Source organism: Caulobacter sp. 10L414 (genome assembly GCF_056395525.1).
Genome location: NZ_JBFTJR010000012.1, coordinates 127,889 through 151,319 on the forward strand (window position 1 = coordinate 127,889; position 23,431 = coordinate 151,319).

At 68.7% G+C, this 23,431-nt stretch carries 23 protein-coding genes; 13 read left to right on the forward strand and 10 right to left on the reverse strand.

Features of this window, described 5'->3' with window-relative positions:
- Positions 1-90: 90 nt before the first annotated feature.
- Positions 91-969 carry an ABC transporter ATP-binding protein gene (locus tag AC1DCG_RS07105; RefSeq protein WP_477028707.1) on the forward strand — a complete coding sequence of 293 codons (879 nt, stop codon included), beginning with the start codon at positions 91-93 and terminating at the stop codon, positions 967-969.
- A 12-nt stretch (positions 970-981) separates the two neighbouring features.
- Complete coding sequence (locus tag AC1DCG_RS07110; RefSeq protein ID WP_477028708.1) at positions 982-4,584, forward strand: ABC transporter permease/M1 family aminopeptidase; 3,603 nt, start codon at positions 982-984, stop codon at positions 4,582-4,584.
- Between the two features lie 228 nt (positions 4,585-4,812).
- On the opposite strand, the gene AC1DCG_RS07115 is transcribed toward AC1DCG_RS07110, so the two are convergent.
- Positions 4,813-5,409, reverse strand: coding sequence for a DUF4142 domain-containing protein (locus AC1DCG_RS07115; RefSeq protein WP_477028709.1), 597 nt, complete (start codon positions 5,407-5,409; stop codon positions 4,813-4,815).
- A gap of 116 nt (positions 5,410-5,525) precedes the next feature.
- Here AC1DCG_RS07115 and AC1DCG_RS07120 point away from each other — a divergent pair, with 116 nt between their 5' ends.
- Positions 5,526-6,722: a CaiB/BaiF CoA transferase family protein gene (locus tag AC1DCG_RS07120; RefSeq protein ID WP_477028710.1), complete on the forward strand. Its 1,197-nt coding sequence runs from the start codon at positions 5,526-5,528 to the stop codon at positions 6,720-6,722.
- A gap of 136 nt (positions 6,723-6,858) precedes the next feature.
- Here AC1DCG_RS07120 and AC1DCG_RS07125 read toward each other — a convergent pair whose 3' ends face one another.
- Entirely contained in the window at positions 6,859-7,911 is a 1,053-nt protein-coding gene (locus tag AC1DCG_RS07125; RefSeq protein WP_477028711.1) for an aldo/keto reductase, read from the reverse strand.
- A gap of 196 nt (positions 7,912-8,107) precedes the next feature.
- Here AC1DCG_RS07125 and AC1DCG_RS07130 point away from each other — a divergent pair, with 196 nt between their 5' ends.
- Positions 8,108-8,854 (forward strand): Bax inhibitor-1/YccA family protein, encoded by a 747-nt coding sequence (locus tag AC1DCG_RS07130; protein ID WP_477028712.1) that lies wholly within the window; start codon positions 8,108-8,110, stop codon positions 8,852-8,854.
- Between the two features lie 75 nt (positions 8,855-8,929).
- Here the strand turns inward: AC1DCG_RS07130 and AC1DCG_RS07135 are convergent, their stop codons facing one another.
- From AC1DCG_RS07135 to acnA, 3 genes are all read right to left on the reverse strand, one after another.
- Positions 8,930-9,259, reverse strand: a complete 330-nt coding sequence (locus AC1DCG_RS07135) for a DUF2794 domain-containing protein (RefSeq protein WP_477028713.1) — start codon at positions 9,257-9,259, stop codon at positions 8,930-8,932.
- A gap of 756 nt (positions 9,260-10,015) precedes the next feature.
- Positions 10,016-10,726 (reverse strand): DUF1223 domain-containing protein, encoded by a 711-nt coding sequence (locus AC1DCG_RS07140; protein ID WP_477028714.1) that lies wholly within the window; start codon positions 10,724-10,726, stop codon positions 10,016-10,018.
- A 185-nt stretch (positions 10,727-10,911) separates the two neighbouring features.
- Positions 10,912-13,599, reverse strand: a complete 2,688-nt coding sequence (gene acnA, locus AC1DCG_RS07145; RefSeq protein WP_165258425.1) for an aconitate hydratase AcnA — start codon at positions 13,597-13,599, stop codon at positions 10,912-10,914.
- 181 nt (positions 13,600-13,780) lie between these two features.
- Here acnA and ccmA point away from each other — a divergent pair, with 181 nt between their 5' ends.
- Both ccmA and ccmB read left to right on the forward strand, forming a co-directional pair.
- Complete coding sequence (ccmA, locus tag AC1DCG_RS07150) at positions 13,781-14,398, forward strand: heme ABC exporter ATP-binding protein CcmA (RefSeq protein WP_477041430.1); 618 nt, start codon at positions 13,781-13,783, stop codon at positions 14,396-14,398.
- Positions 14,395-15,060: a heme exporter protein CcmB gene (gene ccmB / locus AC1DCG_RS07155; RefSeq protein ID WP_477028716.1), complete on the forward strand. Its 666-nt coding sequence runs from the start codon at positions 14,395-14,397 to the stop codon at positions 15,058-15,060. Before ccmA ends, ccmB begins: the two co-directional genes overlap by 4 nt.
- Here the strand turns inward: ccmB and AC1DCG_RS07160 are convergent.
- Positions 15,057-15,554, reverse strand: a complete 498-nt coding sequence (locus AC1DCG_RS07160) for a surface-adhesin E family protein (RefSeq protein ID WP_477028717.1) — start codon at positions 15,552-15,554, stop codon at positions 15,057-15,059. The two genes, ccmB and AC1DCG_RS07160, sit on opposite strands and share 4 nt — an antisense overlap.
- Before the next feature lie 97 nt (positions 15,555-15,651).
- Between AC1DCG_RS07160 and AC1DCG_RS07165 the strand changes: the two genes are divergently transcribed.
- A complete protein-coding gene (locus AC1DCG_RS07165; protein WP_477028718.1) occupies positions 15,652-16,107 on the forward strand; it encodes a VHS/ENTH/ANTH domain-containing protein in 456 nt (151 codons plus the stop codon).
- A gap of 17 nt (positions 16,108-16,124) precedes the next feature.
- Complete coding sequence (locus AC1DCG_RS07170; RefSeq protein ID WP_477028719.1) at positions 16,125-16,553, forward strand: putative signal transducing protein; 429 nt, start codon at positions 16,125-16,127, stop codon at positions 16,551-16,553.
- Here AC1DCG_RS07170 and AC1DCG_RS07175 read toward each other — a convergent pair.
- Both AC1DCG_RS07175 and AC1DCG_RS07180 read right to left on the reverse strand, forming a co-directional pair.
- Positions 16,550-17,443: a DMT family transporter gene (locus AC1DCG_RS07175; RefSeq protein ID WP_477028720.1), complete on the reverse strand. Its 894-nt coding sequence runs from the start codon at positions 17,441-17,443 to the stop codon at positions 16,550-16,552. The two genes, AC1DCG_RS07170 and AC1DCG_RS07175, sit on opposite strands and share 4 nt — an antisense overlap.
- Before the next feature lie 231 nt (positions 17,444-17,674).
- The gene (locus tag AC1DCG_RS07180) at positions 17,675-17,932 is read right to left on the reverse strand and encodes a glycine-rich domain-containing protein (protein WP_477028721.1); all 258 of its coding nucleotides are present in this window, start codon (positions 17,930-17,932) and stop codon (positions 17,675-17,677) included.
- Here AC1DCG_RS07180 and AC1DCG_RS07185 point away from each other — a divergent pair.
- Positions 17,931-18,365, forward strand: a complete 435-nt coding sequence (locus AC1DCG_RS07185) for a Spy/CpxP family protein refolding chaperone (RefSeq protein WP_477028800.1) — start codon at positions 17,931-17,933, stop codon at positions 18,363-18,365. The genes AC1DCG_RS07180 and AC1DCG_RS07185 overlap by 2 nt on opposite strands.
- A 43-nt stretch (positions 18,366-18,408) precedes the next feature.
- Here the strand turns inward: AC1DCG_RS07185 and AC1DCG_RS07190 are convergent, their stop codons facing one another.
- Complete coding sequence (locus AC1DCG_RS07190) at positions 18,409-19,509, reverse strand: aspartyl protease family protein (protein WP_477028722.1); 1,101 nt, start codon at positions 19,507-19,509, stop codon at positions 18,409-18,411.
- 109 nt (positions 19,510-19,618) lie between these two features.
- Between AC1DCG_RS07190 and ccmC the strand changes: the two genes are divergently transcribed.
- The 4 genes from ccmC (at position 19,619) to AC1DCG_RS07210 (ending at position 21,418) form a co-directional block, all read left to right on the forward strand.
- The gene (ccmC, locus tag AC1DCG_RS07195; protein WP_477028723.1) at positions 19,619-20,365 is read left to right on the forward strand and encodes a heme ABC transporter permease CcmC; all 747 of its coding nucleotides are present in this window, start codon (positions 19,619-19,621) and stop codon (positions 20,363-20,365) included.
- Between the two features lie 4 nt (positions 20,366-20,369).
- Positions 20,370-20,552 (forward strand): heme exporter protein CcmD, encoded by a 183-nt coding sequence (ccmD, locus tag AC1DCG_RS07200; RefSeq protein WP_477028724.1) that lies wholly within the window; start codon positions 20,370-20,372, stop codon positions 20,550-20,552.
- Complete coding sequence (locus AC1DCG_RS07205) at positions 20,549-21,061, forward strand: DsbE family thiol:disulfide interchange protein (protein ID WP_477028725.1); 513 nt, start codon at positions 20,549-20,551, stop codon at positions 21,059-21,061. The genes ccmD and AC1DCG_RS07205 overlap by 4 nt, the downstream gene beginning before the upstream one ends.
- A gap of 78 nt (positions 21,062-21,139) precedes the next feature.
- Positions 21,140-21,418 carry a hypothetical protein gene (locus AC1DCG_RS07210; protein ID WP_477028726.1) on the forward strand — a complete coding sequence of 93 codons (279 nt, stop codon included), beginning with the start codon at positions 21,140-21,142 and terminating at the stop codon, positions 21,416-21,418.
- Between the two features lie 265 nt (positions 21,419-21,683).
- Here the strand turns inward: AC1DCG_RS07210 and AC1DCG_RS07215 are convergent.
- Positions 21,684-23,431, reverse strand: a 1,748-nt coding sequence (locus AC1DCG_RS07215) for a DNA translocase FtsK (protein WP_477041431.1), incomplete at its 5' end; no start/stop codon positions are given.

Below are 23,431 nucleotides of genomic sequence, written 5' to 3' on the forward strand. Positions count from 1 at the left end.
AACGTTCTTTCACTTGCCCAGGCTCGCGCCGTCTTGTCATGTCGGCCTGGGGACTGTTGGCGTTAACAAGACCGGGGGCCGCGAGTAGCGATGCTGATCATCGAAAACCTGACGCACGTGTATGGCAATGGCGTGCGCGCCCTGGACGAGGTCAGCCTGACCATCCCGCGCGGGATGTACGGCCTGCTGGGCCCCAACGGCGCCGGCAAGTCCACCCTGATGCGGACCATCGCCACCCTGCAGGCGCCGACCTCCGGCCACATCCGCTTCGGCGACATCGACGTGCTGAAGGATCCGGAAGCCCTGCGCCGCGTGCTCGGCTACCTGCCGCAGGACTTCGGCGTCTATCCGCGGGTCAGCGCCTACGACATGCTCGACCACATGGCCGTGCTGAAGGGCATCGCCGGCCGCAAGGAGCGCAAGGACACCGTCGAGAGCCTGCTGGCCCAGGTCAATCTCTGGAACGTCCGCAACAAGGCCATCGCCGGCTTCTCGGGCGGCATGCGCCAGCGCTTCGGCATCGCCCAGGCCCTGATCGGCGACCCCCGCCTGATCATCGTCGACGAACCCACCGCCGGCCTCGACCCGGAAGAGCGCAACCGCTTCCTCAACCTCTTGGCCGAGATCGGCGAGAACGTCGTGGTGATCCTGTCGACCCACATCGTCGAGGACGTCTCCGACCTCTGCCCGGCCATGGCCATCATCTGCGACGGCCGCATCGTGCGCGAAGGCGCCCCGGCCGACCTGATCGCCCAGCTGGAAGGGCGCATCTGGAAGAAGACCATCGACAAGGCCGAGCTGGACGACGCCAAGAAGGCCTATCAGGTGATCTCGACCCGCCTGCTCGGCGGCCGCACCATCATCCACGTCCTGGCCGACCAGGACCCCGGCGCGGGCTTCGCGCCGGTGATCGGCGGCCTCGAGGACGTCTATTTCTCGACCCTCGCCACGACCCGCTGCGCGGCGTAGGGGGCAGACGCCATGTTCGGCAAGATCGCGAGCTTCGAGCTCCGCTACCAGCTGCGCTCCCCGGTGTTCTGGGTGGTCGCCGTCCTGTTCTTCCTGCTGACCTTCGGGTCGGTGACCATCGAGCAGATCTCGATCGGCGGCGGCGGCTCGATCCACAAGAACGCCCCGTTCGCCATCGCCCAGACCCACCTGATCCTGTCGATCTTCTACATGTTCGTGACGACGGCCTTCGTGGCCAACGTCATCGTGCGCGACGACGAGACCGGATACGGCCCGATCCTGCGCACCACCCGGATCCGCAAGTTCGACTATCTGTACGGACGCTTCGCCGGCGCCTTCCTAGCCGCCGCGATCTCGTTCCTGGCCGTGCCGCTGGCGATGCTGATCGGCTCGTTCATGCCGTGGATCGACCCGGAGAAGCTGGGTCCGAACCTGCTGAACGCCTACGTCTACGCCTATTTCGTGCTGGCCCTGCCGACGCTGCTGCTGACCTCGGCGCTGTTCTTCGCCCTGGCCACCGTCACCCGCTCGATGATGTGGACCTATGTCGGCGTGATCGGCTTCCTGGTGCTGTGGGTGGTGGCCGGCATCGCACTGGACAAGCCCGAGTTCGAGCAGGCCGCGGCCCTGTGGGAGCCGATGGGCACCGGCGCCTTCGGCCTGGCGACCAAGTACTGGACCGCCAACGAGCGCAACACCCTGACCCCGGCCGTGACCGGCGCGCTGCTGTTCAACCGAACCTTCGTGATCGTGCTGGCCGCGGGCCTGTTGGCGGCCGCCTACGGCCTCTTCCGCTTCCAGTCGGCCGAGCTGGCCGGCCGCAAGGGCGAGAAGGCCAAGCCCGGCCTGCCGCCGCCGGTCGAGATCCTGCCGCCGCCGCCCAAGCCCCTGGCCAAGCCGCGCCACGACCGCGCCACCGCCTGGGTCCAGTTCGTCGCCCGCACGCGCCTGGACATGGGCCAGGTGTTCAAGAGCCCGGCCTTCTTCGTGCTCTTGGCGCTGGGCCTGTTCAACGCCGCCGGCTCGCTGTGGTTCGCCACCGACGCCGATGGCTACGGCGGCCAGATCTATCCGGTGACCCGCGCCCTGCTGCGGCCGCTGCTGGGCTCGTTCAGCCTGATCCCGATGATCATCGCCATCTACTACGCCGGCGAGCTGGTCTGGCGCGAACGCGAGCGCCGCACGCACGAGATCATCGACTCCACCCCGGTCGGCGACTGGGCCTTCACGGCTCCGAAGATCGCCGCCATCTCGCTGGTGCTGCTGTCGACCCTGCTGGTCAGCGTGGTCGCCGGCGTCGTCAGCCAGGTCGCCCACGGCTATTTCCGGCTGGAGCTCGACAAGTACCTCCTGTGGTACGTGCTGCCCCAGGCCGTCGACTGGATCCTGCTGGCCGTGCTGGCCGTGTTCCTGCAGGTGCTGAGCCCGCACAAGTTCATCGGCTGGGGCCTGATGGTGGTCTACATCGTCACCCAGGTGACGTTCCAGAACCTCGGCTTCGAGCACAATCTCTACAATTACGGCGGCGCGCCGGGGACGCCTTTCTCCGACATGAACCGCCTGGGGTCGTTCTGGCTCGGGGCCTGGTGGTTCCGCGCCTACTGGAGCGCCTTCGCCGTGCTGCTGACGGTGCTGTGCTACGCCCTGTGGCGGCGCGGGACCGAGGCCAGGCTGCTGCCGCGCCTGCGTCGCCTGCCCCACCGCCTGCGCGGGGCGAACGGCGTGGTGTTCGGGCTCGTCTTCCTGGCCTTCGCCGGCCTGGGCGGCTTCATCTACGTCAACACCAACGTCTGGAACGAGTATCGCACCAGCCTCGACGACGAGCGCTGGACCGCCGACCTCGAAAAGACGCTGCTGCGCTACGAGAACACGCCTCAGCCCAAGATCACCGGCATGAAGCTGGACGTCGACCTCCACCCGGGCGAGCCCCGGGCGGTGACCCGCGGCGCCTATGTCATCCAGAACAAGTCCGGCGCGCCGCTCAAGGAGATCCACGTCCGCTTCGACCGCGACCTCGTCGTGCGCGGGCTGTCGATCGAGGGCGCGCGGCCCAAGCAGACCTTCGAGCGCTTCAACTACCGGATCTTCGCCTTCGACACCCCGCTGGCGCCGGGCGAGACGCGCCGGATGAGCTTCATCACCGAGCGCAGCCAGAAGGGCTTCAAGAACAGCGGCAATGAAAGCCGCGTGGTCGCCAACGGCACGTTCCTCAACAACATGGAGATCGCGCCGATCCTGGGCATGAGCCGCGACGGCCTGCTGCAGGACCGCGCCAAGCGCCGCAAGTACGGCCTGCCGCCCGAGCTGCGCATGGCCAAGCTGGGCGATGTGGCGAGCCGCCAGTTCAACGGCCTGCGCAAGGACGCCGACTTCGTCACCTCCGACATCACCGTCACCACCGACGCCGACCAGACGCCGATCGCGCCTGGCAGCAAGACCTCCGAACGGGTGTGGAAGTCGGGCGACCAGGAACGCCGCACCGTGCGCTTCGTGGCCGACGCGCCGATCCTGCCGTTCCTGTCGATCCAGTCGGCCCGCTACGCGGTCTCGCGCGAGACCTACAAGAGCGTCGATCTGGCGGTCTATTACGACCCGCAGCACGCCTGGAACATCGACCGCATGCGCGGCGCGATGAAGGCCTCGCTCGACTACTACCAGGAGCATTTCAGCCCCTATCAGTTCAAGCAGCTGCGCTTCCAGGAGTTCCCGGCCTACCAGGACTTCGCCCAGGCCTTCGCCGGCACCATTCCGTGGTCGGAGAGCATGTTCTTCATCGCCGACTACAGCGATCCCGAGAAGATCGACATGGTCACCTATGTCGGCGCGCACGAGATTGGCCACCAATGGTGGGCCCACCAGGTGCTGGGCGCCGACCAGCAGGGCTCGACCATGCTGTCGGAGACCTTCGCCCAGTACTCGGCCCTGATGGTCATGAAGCGGAAGTACGGCGAGGCCCAGATCCGCAAGTTCCTGAAGTTCGAGCTCAACAGCTACCTGCGCTCGCGCGGCGGCGACGTGCTCGAGGAACAGCCGCTGGCCCGGGTCGAGAACCAGGGCTACATCCACTACCGCAAGGGCTCGCTGGTCATGTACCGGCTGCAGCACGAGGTCGGCGAGGAGACCGTGAACCGGGTCCTGCGCAAGCTGATCGCCGACCACGGCTTCAAGGGCGCGCCCTACCCCACCACGCTCGACTTCCTGGCCGCCCTGCGCGCCGAGGTTCCGGCCGACAAGCAGGCCCTGGTCACCGACCTGTTCGAGAAGATCACGCTTTATGACCTGAAGACCAAGAGCGCGACCGTGAAGAAGCGCGCCGACGGCCGGTTCGACGTCAAGCTCGTGGTCGAGGCCAAGAAGATGTACGCCGACGGCCGCGGCAAGGAGACGGACGCCCCGCTGAACGAAGTGCTGGACGTGGGCCTGTTCACCGCCGAGCCGGGCAAGAAGGACTTCCAGCAGAAGGACGTGGTGGCCATGGAGCGCCGCCCGATCCGCAGCGGAACCCAGACCCTGACCTTCGTCACGCCAGTCGCCCCGCGCTTCGCCGGCGTCGACCCGTACAACTTCGTCATCGACCGCAACGGCGACGACAACGTCGTCAAGGCGGCGGACTAGGGCATCCCCACCCTCGTCATCCCGGAAAGCCCGTAGGGCTTATCCGGGACCCAGGGGACCGGGCTCGGCAGTCGGCCTCACCGCGCAAGCCGTCGCCGACGCAGTGCGCCGGCCCCTGGGTCCCGGCTCTGCGCGCTACGCGCTCCGGCCGGGATGACGGCCATGAGCGCATAGAAAAACCCCCGGCCTTCCGGCCGGGGGTTTTCCACATCAGGGCTCTTGCGAGCCTTACTTCATGCCGTTCTTCAGGCCTTCGGCCATGTTCAGGTGCTCCTGGATCTTCGGCGCGGTCTCGGCGGCGAAGGTCTTGATGGCGGCGTTGTCGCCGTCCTGCGCATAGCGCTGGAAGAGGTTCAGCGCGGCCTGGTGGGCGTCGACCTGGTCGTCGGCGTACTTCTTGTCGAAGTCCTTGGCGTCGGCCTTGTTCAGGTCGTCCAGCTTGCCCTGCAGATCATCGGGCAGGGTCGCGGGCAGGGTGAAGGTCGCGCCGGAGGCGGCGATGGCGGCCTTGAGGCCCTGGCTGGTGGCGGTGTGGGCGTCGATCATGCTTTGCGCGAACTTCTTCACGTCGGCGTTGGTCGAGCGCTTCAGCGCGATCTTGGCCGACTCGATCTCGAAAGTGTCGCCAGCCGCGGCCTTGGCCGAGAAGTCCGGGGCCTTGGCCTCGTCGGCCGGAGTCGGAACAGTGGCGGCGGGGTTGGCGTCCGGCGTCGCGGCCTGTTCGGCCGGGGTGGCGGCGCCCTTGGTCTCGTCGGTCTTCTGGCCGCAGGCGGCGAGGCTGAGAGCGGCGAAGGCGGCGCCGACGATGAGAATCTTGCGGGTCATGGCTGTCTTTCCCTGCGCGTTGTTCTGGTGGAAGAAGGTCGGCGTCGCGCGTCACCGTGTGGCAGGAAGAAGGTTCACGGCCGCGTGATGGTTCCGTGATCGGGGAGAGGAACAAAATGACCCAAGGGCCGTTGGCGGGCGTCCGCGTCATCGAGATGGGCCAGCTGATCGCCGGTCCGTTCTGCGGCCAGGTCCTGGGCGACTTCGGCGCCGAGGTGATCAAGCTGGAAGATCCCGGATCGGGCGATCCGATGCGCCAGTGGGGACGCTCCAAGCCCAAGGGCCTGTCGCCCTGGTGGCCGGTGATCGGCCGCAACAAGAAATCGGTGACGGTGGACCTGCGCACCGACGAAGGCCGCGCCATCGCCCGCGACCTGATCGCCGCCGCCGACGTGGTGGTCGAGAACTTCCGTCCCGGCACGCTGGAAAAGTGGGGCCTGGGCTATGAGGCGCTGTCGGCGATCAATCCTGGCCTGGTGATGGCCCGCGTCTCGGGCTTCGGCCAGACCGGCCCCTACGCCAAGCGCGCCGGCTACGCCCTGGTGGGCGAGGCCATGGGCGGTCTTCGCCACATCACCGGCGAGCCCGACCGCAATCCAGCCCGGGCCGGCGTCTCGATCGGCGACAGCCTGTCGGGCCTGAACGCCGCGCTGGGCGTGATGATGGCCCTGCACGCGCGCCACGCCACCGGCAAGGGCCAGGTGGTCGACGCGGCCATCTATGAGAGCGTGCTGACGGTGATGGAGAACCTGGTCACCGAGTACGACCTGACCGGCTACATCCGCGAACGCTCGGGCGCGGTGCTGCCCGGCATCGCCCCGTCGAACGTCTATCCCACCAGGTCGGGCGAGCTCGTCTTGATCGGCGCCAACCAGGACACTCTGTTCAAGCGGCTGTGCGACCTGATGGGCCGGCCGGACCTGGCCGAGGATCCCCGCTATCGCGACCACGCCGCCCGGGGCGTCAACCAGGGCGAGCTCGACGCCCGCATCGCCGCCTGGACCCTGGACCAGGACATCGACGACCTGCTGCCCAGGCTGGAGGCCGCCGGCCTGGCCTGCGGCCGCATCTACCGGGCGCCGGAAATGCTGGCCGACCCGCAGTTCAAGGCCCGCGACTCGATCGTCTCCGTGCCCCACCCGGTGTTCGGCCAGGTGAAGATGCAGAACGCCTTCCCCCGCCTGACCGCCACCCCCGGCGGCGTGCGCTGGCCGGGTCCGACCTTGGGCGAGCATACGCAAGACGTGCTGACGCAGGTGGCGGGGATGAGCGCCGAAAAGGTCGCCGAGCTGAAGGCGCGGGGAGTGGTCTAGAAACCTCCCCCCGTGGGGGAGGCGGCCGAAGGCCGGAGGGGGGACGTTTTCAGCTTCTCGAAGGCCGGCCGATATCGCCCCCCCACCGATCGCTACGCGATCGCCTCCCCCAGAGGGGGAGGTCCCTTAGATCACCTCACGGACACGGATTGGGCCGCGCGGCGTGGATGGCGTTGACCGCCTTTTCCAACTCTTCCGTCCATTCGACGTCGAAGGCGTCGATGTCGGTCTTCAGCTGCTCCATGCTGGTCGCGCCGATGATCGTGGCGGTGACGAACGGGCGGGCGTCGACGAACTTCAGGGCCAGCTGGGCCGGGTCCAGGCCGTTCTGGCGGGCGAGGTCCACATAGGCGGTGAACGCCTCGATCGCCCCCGGTCCCTCATAGCGCTGCATGCGGTTGTAGAGCGCCTTGCGCGAGCCCTCGGGCAGGTTTCCGCCCAGGTACTTGCCGGTCAGCTGGCCCTGGGCCAGCGGCGAATAGGCCAGGAGGCCCACCTGCTCGCGCATGGCGATCTCGGCCAGGCCGTACTCGAACACCCGGTTGGCCAGGTGATAGGCGTTCTGGATCGAGGCGATGCGCGGCAGGCCGCGGCCTTCGCTTTCGGCCAGGAACTTCATCACGCCCCACGGGAACTCGTTGGAGACGCCGAGCGCGCGGATCGAGCCCTTCTTCACGTGGACGTCCAGCGCCTCGAGGATGTCGCCGAAGCGCTCGTACTCGTCGTCGTAGTCCTTGTAGGTCTGGCCGCCGAACACCCGCACGGCGCGGTCGGGCCAGTGCAGCTGATAGAGGTCGAGATAGTCGGTCTGCAGGCGCTTGAGCGAGCCTTCGACCGCTTCGTCGATCTGGGCCTTGGTCTGGCGAGTGCTGGCGCCGTCGGCGCGCATCCACGGCAGGCCGCCGAACGCCGAGCCGCGGCCGGCGACCTTGGAGGCCAGGACGATGTCCTTGCGACGCCCGGTCTTGGCCAGCCAGCTGCCGATGTAGCGCTCGGTGCGCCCTTGGGTCTCGGCCGTGGGCGGGCTGGCGTACATCTCGGCCGTATCCCAGAAGGTGACGCCGCGACCCAGCGCGTAGTCCATCTGGGCGTGGGCCTCTTCCTCGCTGTTCTGCGAGCCCCAGGTCATGGTGCCCAGGCAGCAACGCGAGACCTGGATGCCGGTGCGGCCGAGTTCGACGTAGTCCATGAAGTCCCCTGCTTGGCTTTGCCCGCCTATTTAGGACGTCACGGCGCGCAGGCGAACCCAAACCTCGGGCGCCCAGACATACTTTGATACATTCGCGCCCGCCTCGTCTTCCCATCGGACGCCTTGCGCAGAAGGCCATTCGATCCGATATTTCACACGTGTCCCCTCGGGGACGTTGGAATAAGGGTTTCTTTCGATGAACGACTTCAACCGCGACTATGCGCGCACGATCCCGGCGGATCGCGTCGACATGTCGGTTGACGCCGGGCTGCGCAGCTTCATGCTCGGCGTCTACAACAAGGTGGCGCTGGGCTTGCTCCTGTCGGCCGCCCTCGCCTGGACGACCAGCTCGTTCCCGCCCGTGCGCGACCTGCTGTTCCAGGTGAACGGCAACCGCGTCGGCTACACCCTGCTGGGCATGGTCATCGCCTTCGCCCCGCTGGGCATCCTGCTGTTCTCGAGCTTCGTGATGAAGTCGATCAACCCGCGCACCGCGGGCCTGATCTACTGGTCGATCGTGTCGCTGATCGGCGCGTCGCTCGGCACCGTGGTGCTGATGTACACCGGCGGCAGCGTGGCCTCGACCTTCCTGATCACGGCCACCGCCTTCGGCGCGCTCAGCCTGTTCGGCTACACCACCAAGAAGGACCTGACCGGCTTCGGCAGCTTCCTGATCATCGGTCTGGTGGGCCTGATCCTGGCCTCGATCGTGTCGATCTTCTTCCCGTCGGGCCCGCTGGTCTTCGCGATCAACGCCATCGGCGTGCTGATCTTCGCCGGCCTGATCGCCTACGACACGCAGAACCTGAAGATGACCTACTACCAGGTCGGCGGCGACGCGGCCGCCAAGTCGGTGGCCACCAACTACGGCGCGCTGAACCTGTACCTGGACTTCATCAACCTGTTCCGCTTCCTGCTGTTCTTCCTGGGCGACCGCCGCTAAGGCGCCTTCCAGGCACAAACGACGAAGCCCCGGCGGATCGCTCCGCCGGGGCTTTTTCGTGGGCGGCCCCGAAGATCAGTCGACCACCTTGAACTTGCCCTTGTCGAACAGCCGCAGCACCTGGGCCAGGTCGTGGCCGCGCTTGAGCACCATGCCGCCCTGGCCGCGCACCAGCCACTGGCCCTGCTTGCGGGCCAGTTCCGGCCACTTCTCGACGCGATAGAGCGGGGCCTCGGCGGCATGGCGGAAGATCGAGAAGGCCGCGTGGTCGCTCGTCCCGCCCATGCCGTAGTCGCGCCACTCGCCGGCCGCGACCATGCGGCCGTAGAGGCGCAGGAGCTGGTCGATCTCGCGACGCTCGAAGAACACGACGCCGCCGACGGGAGGGGAAACGTCCAGGGCCATGGAGCGAATCCTAACCCCAAATCACCCCCTCAGGCGAGCGTCGCGCATTTGCAACATCGGTCGACGAAGCGAAAAGCCAAGCTCTAGCAGGCCACGAAATGACCTTGTTTCGGTCCTTCGCCCGCCCGGTTCGAGGGCGAAAAAGTCAGTGTCGGCTGATCGGACACCCCACGGTCCTGGATCCTGAACAGCCCCCCCAGCCCCCCTCGATCGCGGGCCGGTCAGCCGACAGACCAATCAAGAGAACCCCTCTCTTAACTGCAGAGCCCGCGTGGAAACCCCTCCCACGCGGGCTTTTCGCATCTGGACCCCGGCCCCTTTCGGCGCGGCTTTCGGAACTGCAAAGATCGCCACAGAGGCGCCCCAGCCCGTCGCGAAACGACCCTGATCGCGCCCTCAGCCGGCCGCGCGGGCCCTCGATAGTCTCATGGTCGGTCGATCGGAACGCCTCGCGGTCCGGGATCCTGAACAGCCCCTCCAGCCCTCCGGCTCGCGGGCGGCCCGTTCGACCGGCGCGTATCTTCTATCCCCTCCCCTAAAGACCCCGCTTCGCCGATCATCCCCTAAGGCGAGGCGGGGTTTCTTTTGCGTGGAAGGGGGCTGCTTTCAGCGCCAGCCCCCAAACCCGTTCACCCCCCGCGCAGGCGGGGGTCCAAGTAGAGTCGGCAGGTTCGTCTCCGACCGCGCCTTATCCGGAGCGTCGGCTTGGATCCCCGCCTACGCGGGGAAGCTCGGAAGAAGGGCTAAGGGGAAGCCCTAGCGGCTCTTGCCGCCGGGAGGCAGCACGCCCAGCACCCGGCCGCCCTTGGCGCCTTGCACGATGATGGCGGTGGCCAGTTCGTCGTCCTTGGCCAGGGCCGGCAGGCGGTACATCTTCGGACGACCGGTCCAGGCGCCGATCTTGACGATCTCGCGCACCACGTTGCGGTGGACGATGGTCTGGCCGCGATTGTCGCCGCGCTTGACGGCGATCTCCTGCTTGCGCGGATCGAAGCGCACCAGCCACACCTCGGCCCCGCCGCGCGGCGCGGCGCCCGAGCCGATCGCCACCCTGTTGGAGCCGACGAACTCCATGTCCGGGGCCGGCGGCAGGTGGGCGGTCTCGATCAGGCGCTCGACGGTCTCGGCCTTGGCGCCCGAGGCCTGGACCTTGCCGGCCACCACCACCTGGGGCGTGGGCACGTCCCTGAGGGCGAAGGCCTTGGCATAGGCGCGCTGGCGCTCGACGAAGGCCGGCTTGGCGAAGGTGTCCTTCCAGCCGAGATAGTCCCAGTAGTCGACCGAGTAGGTCAGGGCCAGGACGTCGTCGCGCTCGGCGAGCTCGGCGGCCGCCTGGTTGGCCTTGCCGCAGGACGAACAGCCCTGGGCGGTGAACAGCTCGACCAGCACGGGCGACTTGGCCGCGGCCGGGGCGGCGACGAGGCTCGTCAGGACGAGGGAGACAAGAGAGATCAAGGCCGTACGCATGTGCGGCGCACTTAAGCCAAGAAAGCGCTGCGTCGCCCCTCACGAGGCCGTGAAATGGCCGCTTCAAGGCCCGGAAATCCACACGACAACGATGTCGGGACCTCGACGGACCATCGGGCAAAGCAAAACGGCCGGCCCCAGGGGGACCGGCCGTCTCGTTAATCAGCCTGAAAAGGCGCTTGCGCTTAGTCGGCCTTGGCCAGGTTGCGCAGCACGTAGTTCAGGACGCCGCCGTTCTTGAAGTACTCGAGTTCGGTCGGCGTATCGATGCGGCAGCGCACCGGGAAGCGGGCGATGCGGCCGTCGGTCGGGCGGTAGAGCTCGACGATCAGCTGCTTGCGCGGGGCCAGATCCGTCAGGCCACGGATCGAGACCAGCTCTTCGCCGGTCAGCTCCAGCTTCTGCCAGCCGTCCTGGATGAACTGCAGCGGCAGCACGCCCATGCCGACCAGGTTCGAGCGGTGGATGCGCTCGAAGCTCTCGGTGATCACCGCGCGGACGCCCAGGAGCTTGGTGCCCTTGGCGGCCCAGTCACGCGACGAGCCGGTGCCGTATTCCTTGCCGGCGAACACGACGGCCGGACGGCCTTCGGCCTGGTACTTCATGGCCGCGTCGTAGATCGGCATCACTTCGCCCGAGGGGAAGTGCTTGGTCACGCCGCCTTCGATCTCCGGGGTGATCTTGTTGCGGATGCGGATGTTGGCGAAGGTGCCGCGCATCATGACTTCGTGGTTGCCGCGGCGGGCGCCGTAGCCGTTGAAGTCGATCGGCTCGACGCCGTGGTTGACCAGGTACTGACCAGCCGGGCTGGAGGTCTTGATCGAACCGGCCGGGCTGATGTGGTCGGTGGTGATCGAGTCGCCGAACACGGCCAGGACGCGGGCTTCCACGATGTCGGTGACCGGCGAGGGGGTCATCGACATGTTCGGGAAGTACGGCGGGTTCTGGACGTAGGTCGACTCGCCTTCCCAGGCGTAGGTCTGGCCGCCGGTCACCTTGATGCCCTGCCAGTTCTTGTCGCCCTTGAAGACGTCGCCGTAGCGGCTGGCGAACATCTTCTCGTTGATCGACTTGCGCTGCAGGGCGGCGATGTCTTCGTTCGACGGCCAGATGTCGCGCAGGAAGACGTCGTTGCCCTTCTTGTCCTTGCCGATCGGCTGGGTGTTCAGGTCGATCTTCAGCGAGCCGGCCAGGGCGTAGGCCACCACCAGCGGCGGCGAGGCCAGGTAGTTGGCGCGGACGTCCGGGTTCACGCGGCCTTCGAAGTTACGGTTGCCCGACAGCACCGAGCAGGCGACCAGGTCGTTCTCGTTGATCGTCTTGCTGATGTTTTCCGGCAGCGGGCCCGAGTTGCCGATGCAGGTGGTGCAGCCGTAGCCCACGAGGTTGAAGCCCAGGGCGTCGAGGTGCTTGGTCAGGCCAGCCTTGGCCAGGTAGTCGGTGACCACCTGCGAGCCAGGGGCCAGCGAGGTCTTCACCCACGGCTTGGCCTTCAGGCCCTTGGCGACCGCGTTCTTGGCCAGCAGGCCGGCGGCGATCAGGACCGAGGGGTTGGAGGTGTTGGTGCACGAGGTGATGGCGGCGATCACCACGTCGCCGTGGCCGACGTCGAAGTCCTCGCCTTCGACCGGAGCGCGGAACTCGGGGCTTTCGGCCTTGCCGAACTCACCGACCAGCGACTCGGCGAACTTGCTCGAGGCGTCCGACAGCAGGACGCGGTCCTGCGGGCGCTTGGGGCCGGCCAGCGACGGCAGGACCGTGCCCAGGTCGAGCTCCAGGCTGTCGGTGAAGGTCGGCTCGGCGACGCCGGGCTCCCACCACAGGCCCTGCTCCTTGGCGTAGGCTTCCACCAGGGCGACGCGGTCGGCTTCGCGGCCGGTGCCCTTCAGGAAGGCGACGGTGGCGGCCGAGATCGGGAAGAAGCCGCAGGTGGCGCCGTATTCCGGAGCCATGTTGGCGATCGTCGCCTGGTCTTCCAGGGTCAGGTTGGCCAGAGCGTCGCCGTAGAATTCGACGAACTTGCCGACCACGCCCTTCTTGCGCAGCATCTGGGTGACGGTGAGCACCAGGTCGGTGGCCGTCGCGCCTTCCGGCATGGCGCCGGTCAGCTTGAAGCCGATGACTTCCGGGATCAGCATCGGGATCGGCTGGCCGAGCATGGCGGCTTCAGCTTCGATGCCGCCGACGCCCCAGCCCAGGACCGACAGGCCGTTGACCATGGTGGTGTGGCTGTCGGTGCCGACGACGGTGTCGGGATAGGCCACTTCGGCGCCGTCGACCATGGCGGTCCAGACGGTCTGGGCCAGGTATTCCAGGTTCACCTGGTGGCAGATGCCGGTGCCCGGGGGCACGACGCGGAAGTTGTTGAAGGCCGACGAGCCCCAGCGCAGGAAGCGGTAGCGCTCGATGTTGCGCTCGTACTCGCGCTTGACGTTGGCGTCATAGGCCTTGGCGTCGCCGAAGTTGTCGACCATGACCGAGTGGTCGATGACCAGGTCGACGGGGTTCAGCGGGTTGATCTTGGCCGGGTCGGCGCCCAGGGCGACCATGGCGTCGCGCATCGCGGCCAGGTCGACGACGGCCGGAACGCCGGTGAAGTCCTGCATCAGCACGCGGGCCGGGCGGAAGCTGATCTCGTGCTCGACCGAGCCCTTGTTTTCCAGCCAGTTGGCGACGGCCTTCAGGTCGGCTTCGTTGACCGAGACGCCGTCTTCGTAACGCAGCAGGTTTTCCAGCAGCACCTTCATCGAGACGGGCAGCGAGCCCGTACCGGCCAGACCGGCTTCCTCGGCGGCGCGAAGGCTGTAATAGACGTAGGTCTTACCGCCGACGACGAGTTCGCGGCGGGTTTTGAGGCTGTCTACAGACGCCATTTGGAAGGATCCCTTCTCTGTTCACGGCCGCCGGAAAACCACTCCCGGGATCGCGCGATCGAGGCGGACCCACAGCGTCCATCCTCGCGCCGCGTACGCCCCATCCAATGCGGAGGGTGACGGCCGAGCGCTTCTTAGCGCCGGTTACCCACAACGTCCATGCGCGGCGCATGGACTTCCAATGATGAGAGCCGTTCGCATAAAGGGTTTGAGCCTCTCGCGGGGCGAACGGACCCTGTTTTCGGGGCTCGATCTGGAGCTCGAAAGCGGCGACGCCGTGGCCCTCGTGGGCCGCAACGGCGCGGGCAAGACCAGCCTGCTGCGGGCCGTCGCCGGCCTGCTGCGACCCCAGGCGGGGACCATCGGTTTCGAAGGCTCCGAAGGGCGGATACTGGAGGCCGAAGCCRCCCGCGCCGACCACCTGCATCTGGCCGGTCATCACGACGGCCTGAAGACCGCCCGCACCGCCTGGGAGGAGCTCCTGTTCCAGGCGCGCTGGACCGGTGGGACCGAGGCTTCGGCCCAGGCCGCCGTCGAACGGCTGGAACTGTCGCGACTGCTGGACCTGGAGGTCCGCCGCCTGTCGGCCGGCCAGCGCCGCCGCGTGTCGCTGGCCCGCCTGCTGGCCAGCACCCGCCCCCTGTGGCTGCTCGACGAGCCGATGGCCCCGCTGGACGCCGCCCATCGCGCCGCCTTCGGCGCGATCATGGCTGAGCACCTGGCGGGCGGCGGCATGGTTCTGGCCGCGGTCCACGACCCCCTGCCCGTCCCCGCGCGACTGGTGGAGATCGGCGCATGAGGGGGTTCGGCGTCCTTTTCCGGCGCGAGTTCGCCCTGGCCTGGGGCCGGGGCGGCGGCCCGCTGCTGGCCCTGGCCTTCTACGCCTGCGTCGTCACCCTGCTGCCGCTGGCCGCCGGCCGCGCGCCCGAGCGGCTGGCCAGCCTGGCCCCCGGCATCGCCTGGCTGGCCCTGGCCCTGGCCGCCCTGCTCTCGCTGGAGCGCCTGTTCGAGCGTGACTTCGAGGACGGCGCGCTCGACCTGCTGGCCCTGGGCCCGGCCCCTCTGGAGGCCGTCGCGGCGGCGAAATGCCTGGCCCACTGGCTGGCGGCCGGCGCGCCCCTGGCCCTGGCCGCCCCCGTCGCGGCCGTGGTCCTCGGCGCCTCGCCGTCGATCGCGCCCCTGCTGTTCGTCTGCGCCCTGGCCGGAGGCCTGGCCTTCTCGTTCCTGGGCGGACTGGGCGCGAGCCTGGCCCTGGGCAGCAAGCGCGGCGGCCTGCTGGTGGCCGTCATCGTGCTGCCGCTCTACGCCCCGCCGGTGATCTTCGGGGCCGGCGCGCTGGACGCCCTTTCCGGCGGCCTGCCGTGGACGGGAGGCCTGCTGTTCCTGCTGGCCTACAGCGCCGCGGCGATCGCGCTCAGCCCGCTGGCCATGGCCGCGGCCTGCCGCAACGCCCTCGACTAGGGGGTCATGCAAGCGGCCTCGACCACGGTGGCGTCCAGCGTGCCGGCGGCCGGGGCCTGCCAGTCCTGCTCGAAGCGATAGGCGTCCTCGGCGCCCTGCAGGTTGTTGTCGGGGTAGCGGAAGGCGGCGGCGTTGCGGAAGCGGTTGGCCGTGCAGTCGACCTCGACCAGCAGCTTTTCCGACCGGAAGGCCGGCGCGGTCGGCGCCTCGGCCTCGGTGCGCGGCTGGCGGAACTCGTGGCGGACCCAGACGCTGCCCCTGGGCGCAAGGCCGTCATTACCCTTGGCGGTCTTGGCGAACATCAGCACCGCCCCGTCCTCGCCGGCGGCGAAGAACGGCCAACCATCCGCGCGCACCTTGGCGGCCCAGCGGGGCATGGCCTTGGCCTTCTCGCCAGGCGTGACGACCACGCCGTCGACGGAGGTCTGGCCCGCGGGCGGCTCCTGGGTCGCTAGCAACAGACCGAGCGCGAGCATCAAGTTGGCGACAGCCACGCCGCATCCTCCCGTTCGGCGCGCGGGGCGCCCTTTTCTTCGCTGCTGGTCACGGTAACATGGGTATCCGAGCGATCAACCGGCCGAGGATATCCGGATGAGCAACAAGGCCGCCGCGCTGTCGCTTCTGCTGCTGGCGACCCTCGCCGGCGGCGCGCAGGCCGCGCCCGCCCGCAAGGACAGCTGGGGCAAGCCCGGCGTCAGCTACCTGAAATACCGCACCGACGCGGCCGAGTGCCTGCACCACGTGGAGACCGCCGCGCCGATGAAGCTGCCACTGGTCGACGTGGTGTTCGAGATGGACATGGCGGTGAACCCCGAAGGCGGCCTCGACGCCATGTACGCCTATGCCGACCAGCAGCGCATGCACATGAACCGCAACTGGCGTGAGGTGCGCCGGCAGGCGACCGACGCCGTCGAGACCTGCCTGGCCGACCGCGGCTACAGCCGGTTCAAGCTGACCAAGGCCGAGCGCCAGGAACTGGAGGGCTTGCGCGTCGGCACGCCCGCGCGGCAGCTTTATCTGTGGCGGCTGGGATCGGAGCCGCGCTGAGCCCAGGAGGTCGGTCGATGAGCCTGACCGAGATCGCCCGCTTCGCCGACCTCGTCGAGGCCCAGGTCGCAGCCTCGCGCCTGCGGGCCGAAGGGATGCAGGTGCTGGTGCAGAACGAGCACTGGGGCGCCAGCGACTACCTGATGACCATCGCCATGGGCGGCTTTCGACTGTGGACCCCCGACGCGGACGCCGAAGAGGCCCGACGGCTGATCGCCGACCTGCGCGGCGGCGAGCCCGCCGCCGACCCGGACCGGCCAGGCCCGGCGGCCTCGACGGCCAAGGCGGGCGCGGCCCTGGCGCTGGCGGCGACCTTCGGGCCGACGGCCGGACTGCTTCTGGGCGGCAAGGGACGCGGCGGCTGGATGCGCGCCGTCGCGATCGGCGTTGCGGGCCTGTGCCTGGCGGTCGGGCTGGCGGCCTGGACCGCCTTCCTCCTGGACTAGGGCGCCGGGACCGCTTCCGCCTGCAGGCTCGCCGGATCGGCCTGCTTCTCGCCCAGCACCACCACGAAGCTGCCGGCGATGATCATCAGGCCGCCGACCGCCAGGGCCAGGCTCAGGTGGTCGCCGAACAGCAACACGCCGATCGAGGCGCCCATCAGCGGCTCGATGTTGATGAACACCCCGGCGCTGGCGCTGCCCACGCGGGACGAGCCGTACTGCCAGGCGGCCGTCGCCAGCAGGGTCGACAGCACGCCCAGGCCCAGCACGCCGCTCCAGGCGCTGACCGACAGGTCCAGCTTGGGCGGACCGTGCATGACCAGGGCGATCGGCAGCACGGTGAAGGCCGCGACGATCACGGTGACCGCCGGGATGGCCATCGGCGTCGGCGGCTTGGGCGCGCGCTTGAGCACCACCAGCCAGGCCAGGAAGATCAGCAGCGAGCCCAGCGACAGCGCCACGCCCAGTAGCGAGCCGGCGCCGTCGGGCTTGCCGGCGATCAGGGCCGCGCCGAGGGTGGCCGCGCCGACGCCCATCCACGAGGCCCGACTGACCTTCTCGCCCATGACCTTGGCGCAGACGGCGATCAGGGCCGGCATGGCCCCGACCAGCAGGGCCGCCAGGGTGACGCTGACATGGGCCAGCCCCTCGAACTGCACCATGAACGCCACGCCGTACAGCGCGCCCGAGGCCAGCAGCACCGGCGACCTGAAGAGGGCTCGGGCTTCCTTGGTCCGCAGCGCGAAAGGCGCAGCGACCACCGCCGCCACGACGAAGCGCAACAGCACCATGTGGGCCGCGTCGGTCTCGCGCAGGATCAGCTTGCCAAGCGGAAAGCCCAGGCCCCACAGCGTGCCGGCGAGGATCAGGGCGAGGAAGGCGACGCGTTTCATAAGGGCCTCATGGCGCATCCGCGCCCGCCTGGCGAGAGGCGGCGCGGCCCGGATATGGACCACGGACGTGTCAGGGACTGTCAGCAGGGGCCGCGCGAAGATGAAATTTTCGAAAGACGGCGTATGTCGGCGCGGAAGCAACAGGATCAAGCGCTTGATTTGCAAGCACTTCGTATCACCCCTCCCGGCAAAGCTTCATTCGTGTAACATTGTTCACATCTTCAGACATTTTCACGCCACAACCGCCTCCAACCTAGGCCGCAGTTCGTTTCCGCCCCTCTCGATGGAGATCGCCATGCGCCTCGTCCTGAAGTCTCTCACCCTCGCCGCCGGCGCGGCCCTCGCGGCCGGCGTCGTCGCCGCCTCCGCCCAGCCCGCCGCTCCCCCGCCGCCGCCCGCGCCGCCGGAAGCGCCCGAGCCTCCGCCCCCTCCGCCCGGCTTCGACAACCTGATGTTCCGCGGCCATCCCGGCGGCATGGCCTTCCGCATGCACAAGGATCCGGAAGCCCGCGCCCAGCGCCTGCGCGACGTGCTGCAGCTGACCGACCGCCAGGATGGCGCGCTGAAGGCCTACATCGCCGCCACCGGTCCCAAGGAGCGCCCCGAGCCCAAGCCCGCCCGCGACGACAGCGCCAAGGACAAGGCCCCGCAGACGGCGCTGGAACGCCTCGACGAGCAGGCCGACCGCATGGCCAAGGTGGCCGCCGACCTCAAGGCCCGCGCCGACGCCACCCGCAGCTTCTACAACGCCCTGACGCCCAGCCAGAAGAAGGCCTTCGACGCGCTGGGCCCCGAAGTGACCGGCGGTCCGAACGTCACCGTCCGCCGCATCGAGGCCCGCGGCCCCAAGGGTCCGGGGTCGATGTCGTTCAGCGGTCCGGGCGAACGCCGAGTGATCATCCAGCGCAAGTCGGGCTCGTAAGAGCCTCGGCCCGCCCGCGCCTTCGCAAGGCGCGGGCGGGACCTCACGGCTGTCCCAGGAAATCCTCCAGCACCACGCGTCGTTCGATCTTCTGGTCGCCGCGCCGCAAGGTGAGGGACAGGACCGTTCCGGGCGGCTGCTGCCAGATCGAAGCCGCGGCGACCCTTGCCGCATAGGCGGCCGGCTCGACACCGTCGATCGCCAACAGGATGTCGCCTTTCACGACGCCCGCCTGGCTCGCCGGCCCGCTCGGCGAAACCACGGCCGCCATGGTCGGCGGGGGGAAGCTCACGCCGCCCCGATTGTAGCGCACCGGCGAAGATGAACTGGGCAGGATGCCGAGCCTGCCGCCCTCGCCGTCTATCCACACGCCCTGGTTCTTGAAGACGTCGAGCCCGAGTACGACCTTGGCCTGCACGGTCCCCGTCACCTGGCTGGCGGGCAGTTCCGTCACCATCACGTTGTTCAGGACCAGCGCTCCCAACTCCAGGCGCTTGACGAAGACCTGCTCGGAAACGACCGTGCCCGTGGCTGGCGAGTAGCGTCCGATCAGCGTGACGGGATGATCGGGGTGGGCCGTCCGCCAAGCGCTCCACAGCGGAGCCGCCAGCTCCACACCGGCGGTCGATCCGGTGTCGACCAGCACCGGCAGCGGCTCGCCATCACCGCTCCTTGCGTCGAAAATGGCGACGTTCGCGCCAGGCACGAGCCGGAACAGTTGGGCCTTCGACAGATCCACCGCCGGCGACGGGTCGAGCCGGAGTCCCGTCCCGGGCGCATAGTGGAAGATCCGATGCTTCACGCCCGGCCAGCCCCAGAAGGCGTCGAAGTCGAAGTCGACATGCTCGGGCGTGGGCTGCAGGACCTCGAAGACGGCGTCGCGACCGCCGCCGCCCGGCAGCGTCACGCGCACCGGCGCCGATACGCCCAGGAACTTGCCCGCAAGCGGTCCGGTCCGGACGTCTTCATGCGCTATGGTCAGGTCCAGGCGCCTTGCGCCTTCCGCAGTCGCGGTCAGCAGCGCGCTGGTGCCGGTATCGACCATGAAGCGGGCCGGTTTGCCGTTGACCTCGGCCTGGAAGGTGATGCGTTCGCCGGCTTGAGCCGAGGTCAGCAGGCCCGAAAAGAGGGCGGCGGCGGCCAAAGTCCGAACAGCAAGCCAAGGCACGCGCCGGCAACTCCCCAAGGTTGCATTCTCCATGTAAGTCATACGGCCATTGCGGCGTTCTTCAAGCCGCTCTAATGCAAGGTCGATGGGCGGCACGAACCACAAGAACCCGTTCGACTTCCTGGCCAACCCCGAGCGGTTCATGGCCTTCTCGCGCTGGGCCGCGCCCATGTTCGGCGCGATCGCCGGTGTGCTGGCGGTTGTCGGCCTGATCCTGACCTTCACGGTTCCCGAGGATTACCAGCAGGGCGACACGGTGCGGATGATGTTCATCCACGTACCGGCGGCCGTGCTGGCGATGTTCGTCTATCTGTGCCTGGGCATCGCCAGTTTCCTGGCGCTGGTGTTCCGCCACGCCCTGGCCGACGCAGCCGCCCAGGCCTGCGCCCCGCTGGGCGCGGCCTTCACGGTGCTGGCGCTCGCCACCGGCTCGCTGTGGGGCAAGCCGATGTGGGGAACCTGGTGGGTGTGGGACGCCCGCCTGACCTCGGTGCTGGTGCTGCTGCTGTTCTATATGGGCTATCTGGCTTTGCGCGGGGCCATCGACGACGAGCAGAAGGCCGCCCGCGCCGCGGCCATCCTGGCTCTGGTCGGCGTGATCAACCTGCCGATCGTCAAGTTCTCGGTCGACTGGTGGAACAGCCTGCACCAGGGCTCGTCGACCCTGCTGGCCAAGCCCGAGAACCGGCTGCCGGCGGTCTATGCCTGGCCGATGCTGGTGATGCAGCTGTCCTATCTTTCGGCCTTCGGCGCGCTGTGGCTGGTGCGGATCCGGGCGCTGGTCTGGCGGCGCAAGGCGCGCAGCCTGGCCCTGAAGGCGGCGGAGGCCTGATCGCGTGCAGTTCGATTTCGACGCCGGCAAGTACGCCGTCTATGTCTGGCCCGCCTTCGCCCTGACGGCGGCGGTGTTCGCCTGGATGATCGCCGACAGCCTGCTGGCCGCCCGCCGCTGGCGCGCCGAGGCCGAACGCCGCCAGGCGCAGGCGAAAGATGCTGGCCAGAGCGGGCTCGGCAAGTGAAGCGCTGGCTGGCTTTCTCGCCGCTGCTCGTGCTGGCGGCCCTGGCGGTGCTGTTCGCCGGCTACGCCCTAAAGCGCAATCCGCAGGTCAGCCCCGACGCCCTGGTCGGCAAGCCGGTGCCGGCCCTGTCCCTGCCCGACCTCGACAGCGGGACGCCGGCGCCGGTGCGGACCGCCGGCGACGGGCCGATGCTGGTCAACTTCTTCGCCTCCTGGTGCGCCCCCTGCGAGATCGAGCACCCGCAGCTGATGGCGCTGAAGGCCCGCGGCGTGCGCGTGGTCGGCGTCGCCTACAAGGACGCCCCCGCCAACACCGAGGCGTTCCTGGGACGCCTTGGCGATCCGTTCGCCGCCCGGCTGGTCGATCGCGACGGCCGCGCCGGGGTGGAGTTCGGCGTCACCGGCGTGCCCGAGACCTTCGTGGTCGACGCCCAAGGGGTGGTGGTGGCCAAGCACACCGGGCCCATTACGCCCGAAGATCTGGACGCGCTCGTTTCCAAGCTGCGTTGAAGCGTCGCGCACTTTCCGGCTTAGAAGCTCGTTAACCACGCTCGCGCACTCTGCATTAACCATGCTATCAAGCGCGTCATGAGCACCGTTCGCCCCACCGGCCTGCCCGCCGTCACCGCCCGACCCTCGTCCGGCGCCGTGACTCCGGCCGGCCAGTCGCGCGCGGCGGCCTTCTTCCAGGCGGCGGTCAGCGACGCGACCAGCGCGCGGCCCACGGCCTCGCCGATGACCGTGCAGCTGCAGACCCAGACCGAGCCCCAGGCGCGCCGCACCGTGCCGCCCACGGCCTTCACCGCCCCGACCGAACAGCCGCAGAAGATCCTGCGCCCGGGATCGCTGCTGAACATCCTGGTCTGAGGTCGGCCCCTTCGGGGCGCTTTGAAAGTTCCAACCATCGTCGTCATCCCGGAAAGCGCGGAGCGCTTATCCGGGACCCAGGAGACTGGGCTCTTCGGCGGGGTTCGCTTCCGAACGCTCGCTAACGCATCGCGGCGGCCCCTGGGTCCCGGCTCTTCGCTGCGCTACGGCCGGGATGACGAGTTGGGGAGCGGTAGGCGTCCTGAAACGAAAAACGCCGCGACATCGACTGTCGCGGCGTTTTCCTTTTCCGGTGTCTCGCGCCCTACAGCGGCGGCGGGGGCGGCGCGAGGATCTCGCGCTTGCCGGCGTGATTGGCCGCGCCGACGACGCCTTCCTTCTCCATCCGCTCCATCAGCGAGGCGGCGCGGTTGTAGCCGATCTGCAGGCGGCGCTGGATGTAGCTGGTCGAGGCCTTGCGGTCGCGGGTGACCACGGCCACGGCGTGGTCGTAGAGGTCGTTGGCCCCACCCTCGCCCTGGAAGGCGCCCTCGATGGCCTCTTCCTGCTCCTCGTCGCCGCCGGCGGTGACTTCCTCCAGGTACTGGGGGATGCCCTGGTCGCGCAGGAACTTGGCCACGGCCTCGACTTCGCCGTCGGAGACGAAGGGACCATGCAGGCGGGTGATGCGGCCGCCGCCGGCCATGTAGAGCATGTCGCCCTGGCCCAGCAGCTGCTCGGCGCCCTGCTCACCCAGGATGGTGCGGGCGTCGATCTTCGACGTCACCTGGAAGCTGATCCGGGTGGGGAAGTTGGCCTTGATGGTGCCGGTGATGACGTCGACCGACGGACGCTGGGTGGCCATGATCAGGTGAATGCCGGCGGCGCGGGCCATCTGGGCCAGGCGCTGGACGGCGCCTTCGATGTCCTTGCCGGCGACCATCATCAGGTCGGCCACCTCGTCGATGACCACGACCAGATAGGGCATGGCCTCGGGGCGGATCTGCTCGGTCTCGTAGATCGGGCGGCCGGCGTCGTCGAAGCCGGTCTGCACGGTCCGCTCGAAGTGCTCGCCCTTTTCCAGGGCCTCGTTGGCCTTCTCGTTGTAGCCGCCGATGTTGCGCACGCCGATCTTGGACATCCGGCGATAGCGGTCCTCCATCTCGCGGACGGTCCACTTCAGCGCCACGACGGCCTTCTTCGGATCGGTCACGACGGGGGCCAGGAGGTGCGGGATGCCGTCATAGACCGACAGTTCCAGCATCTTCGGGTCGATCATGATGAAGCGGCACTTCTCGGGCGGCAGCTTGTAGAGGATCGACAGGATCATGGCGTTGACGCCGACCGACTTGCCCGAGCCGGTGGTGCCGGCGATCAGCAGGTGAGGCATCTTGGCCAGGTCGGCGATGTAGGGCTCGCCGCCGATGGTTTCGCCCAGCGCCATGGGCAGGATCGAGCTGGCCTTGTCGTAGTCGGCGCTGGACAGCAGGTCGCGCAGATAGACGGTCTCGCGACGCTGGTTGGGCATTTCGATGCCGATCGCGTTGCGGCCCTGGGCCACGGCGACGCGGCAGGAGATCACGCTCATCGAGCGGGCGATGTCGTCGGCCAGGGCGACGACGCGGGCGGTCTTGACGCCCGGCGCCGGCACCAGCTCGTACATGGTCACGACCGGGCCGGGGCGGATCTGGTCGATCTGGCCCTTCACGCCGAACTCGGCCAGCACGCTTTCCAGCAGGCGGGCGTTCTGGCGCAGGGCGCCCTCATCGAACTCGGCCGAGCGCGGCTTGGCCTTGGCCAGCATGGCCAGTTCAGGCAGCTGGAAGCCGTCCTCGTCTTCCTCGAAGTCGAAGGTCTTCTGCTGCTCGCGCTGTTCGCGGTTGCTGGAGGGGGCCGGGGCCTTGGGCTGGCGGATAGACAGCGGGCGGGTCTCGAAGCTGGGCGCGAAATCGTCCTCGTCGTCCTCCACCGGCGGCGGAGCCGGGCGGGCGGCCTTGGCGGCGCGCGGCGCGGGCTGCGGGGCGACGACCATGCCGTCCTCGTCGTCCGCCGGAGCGGGCGCGCGGGCGGCGC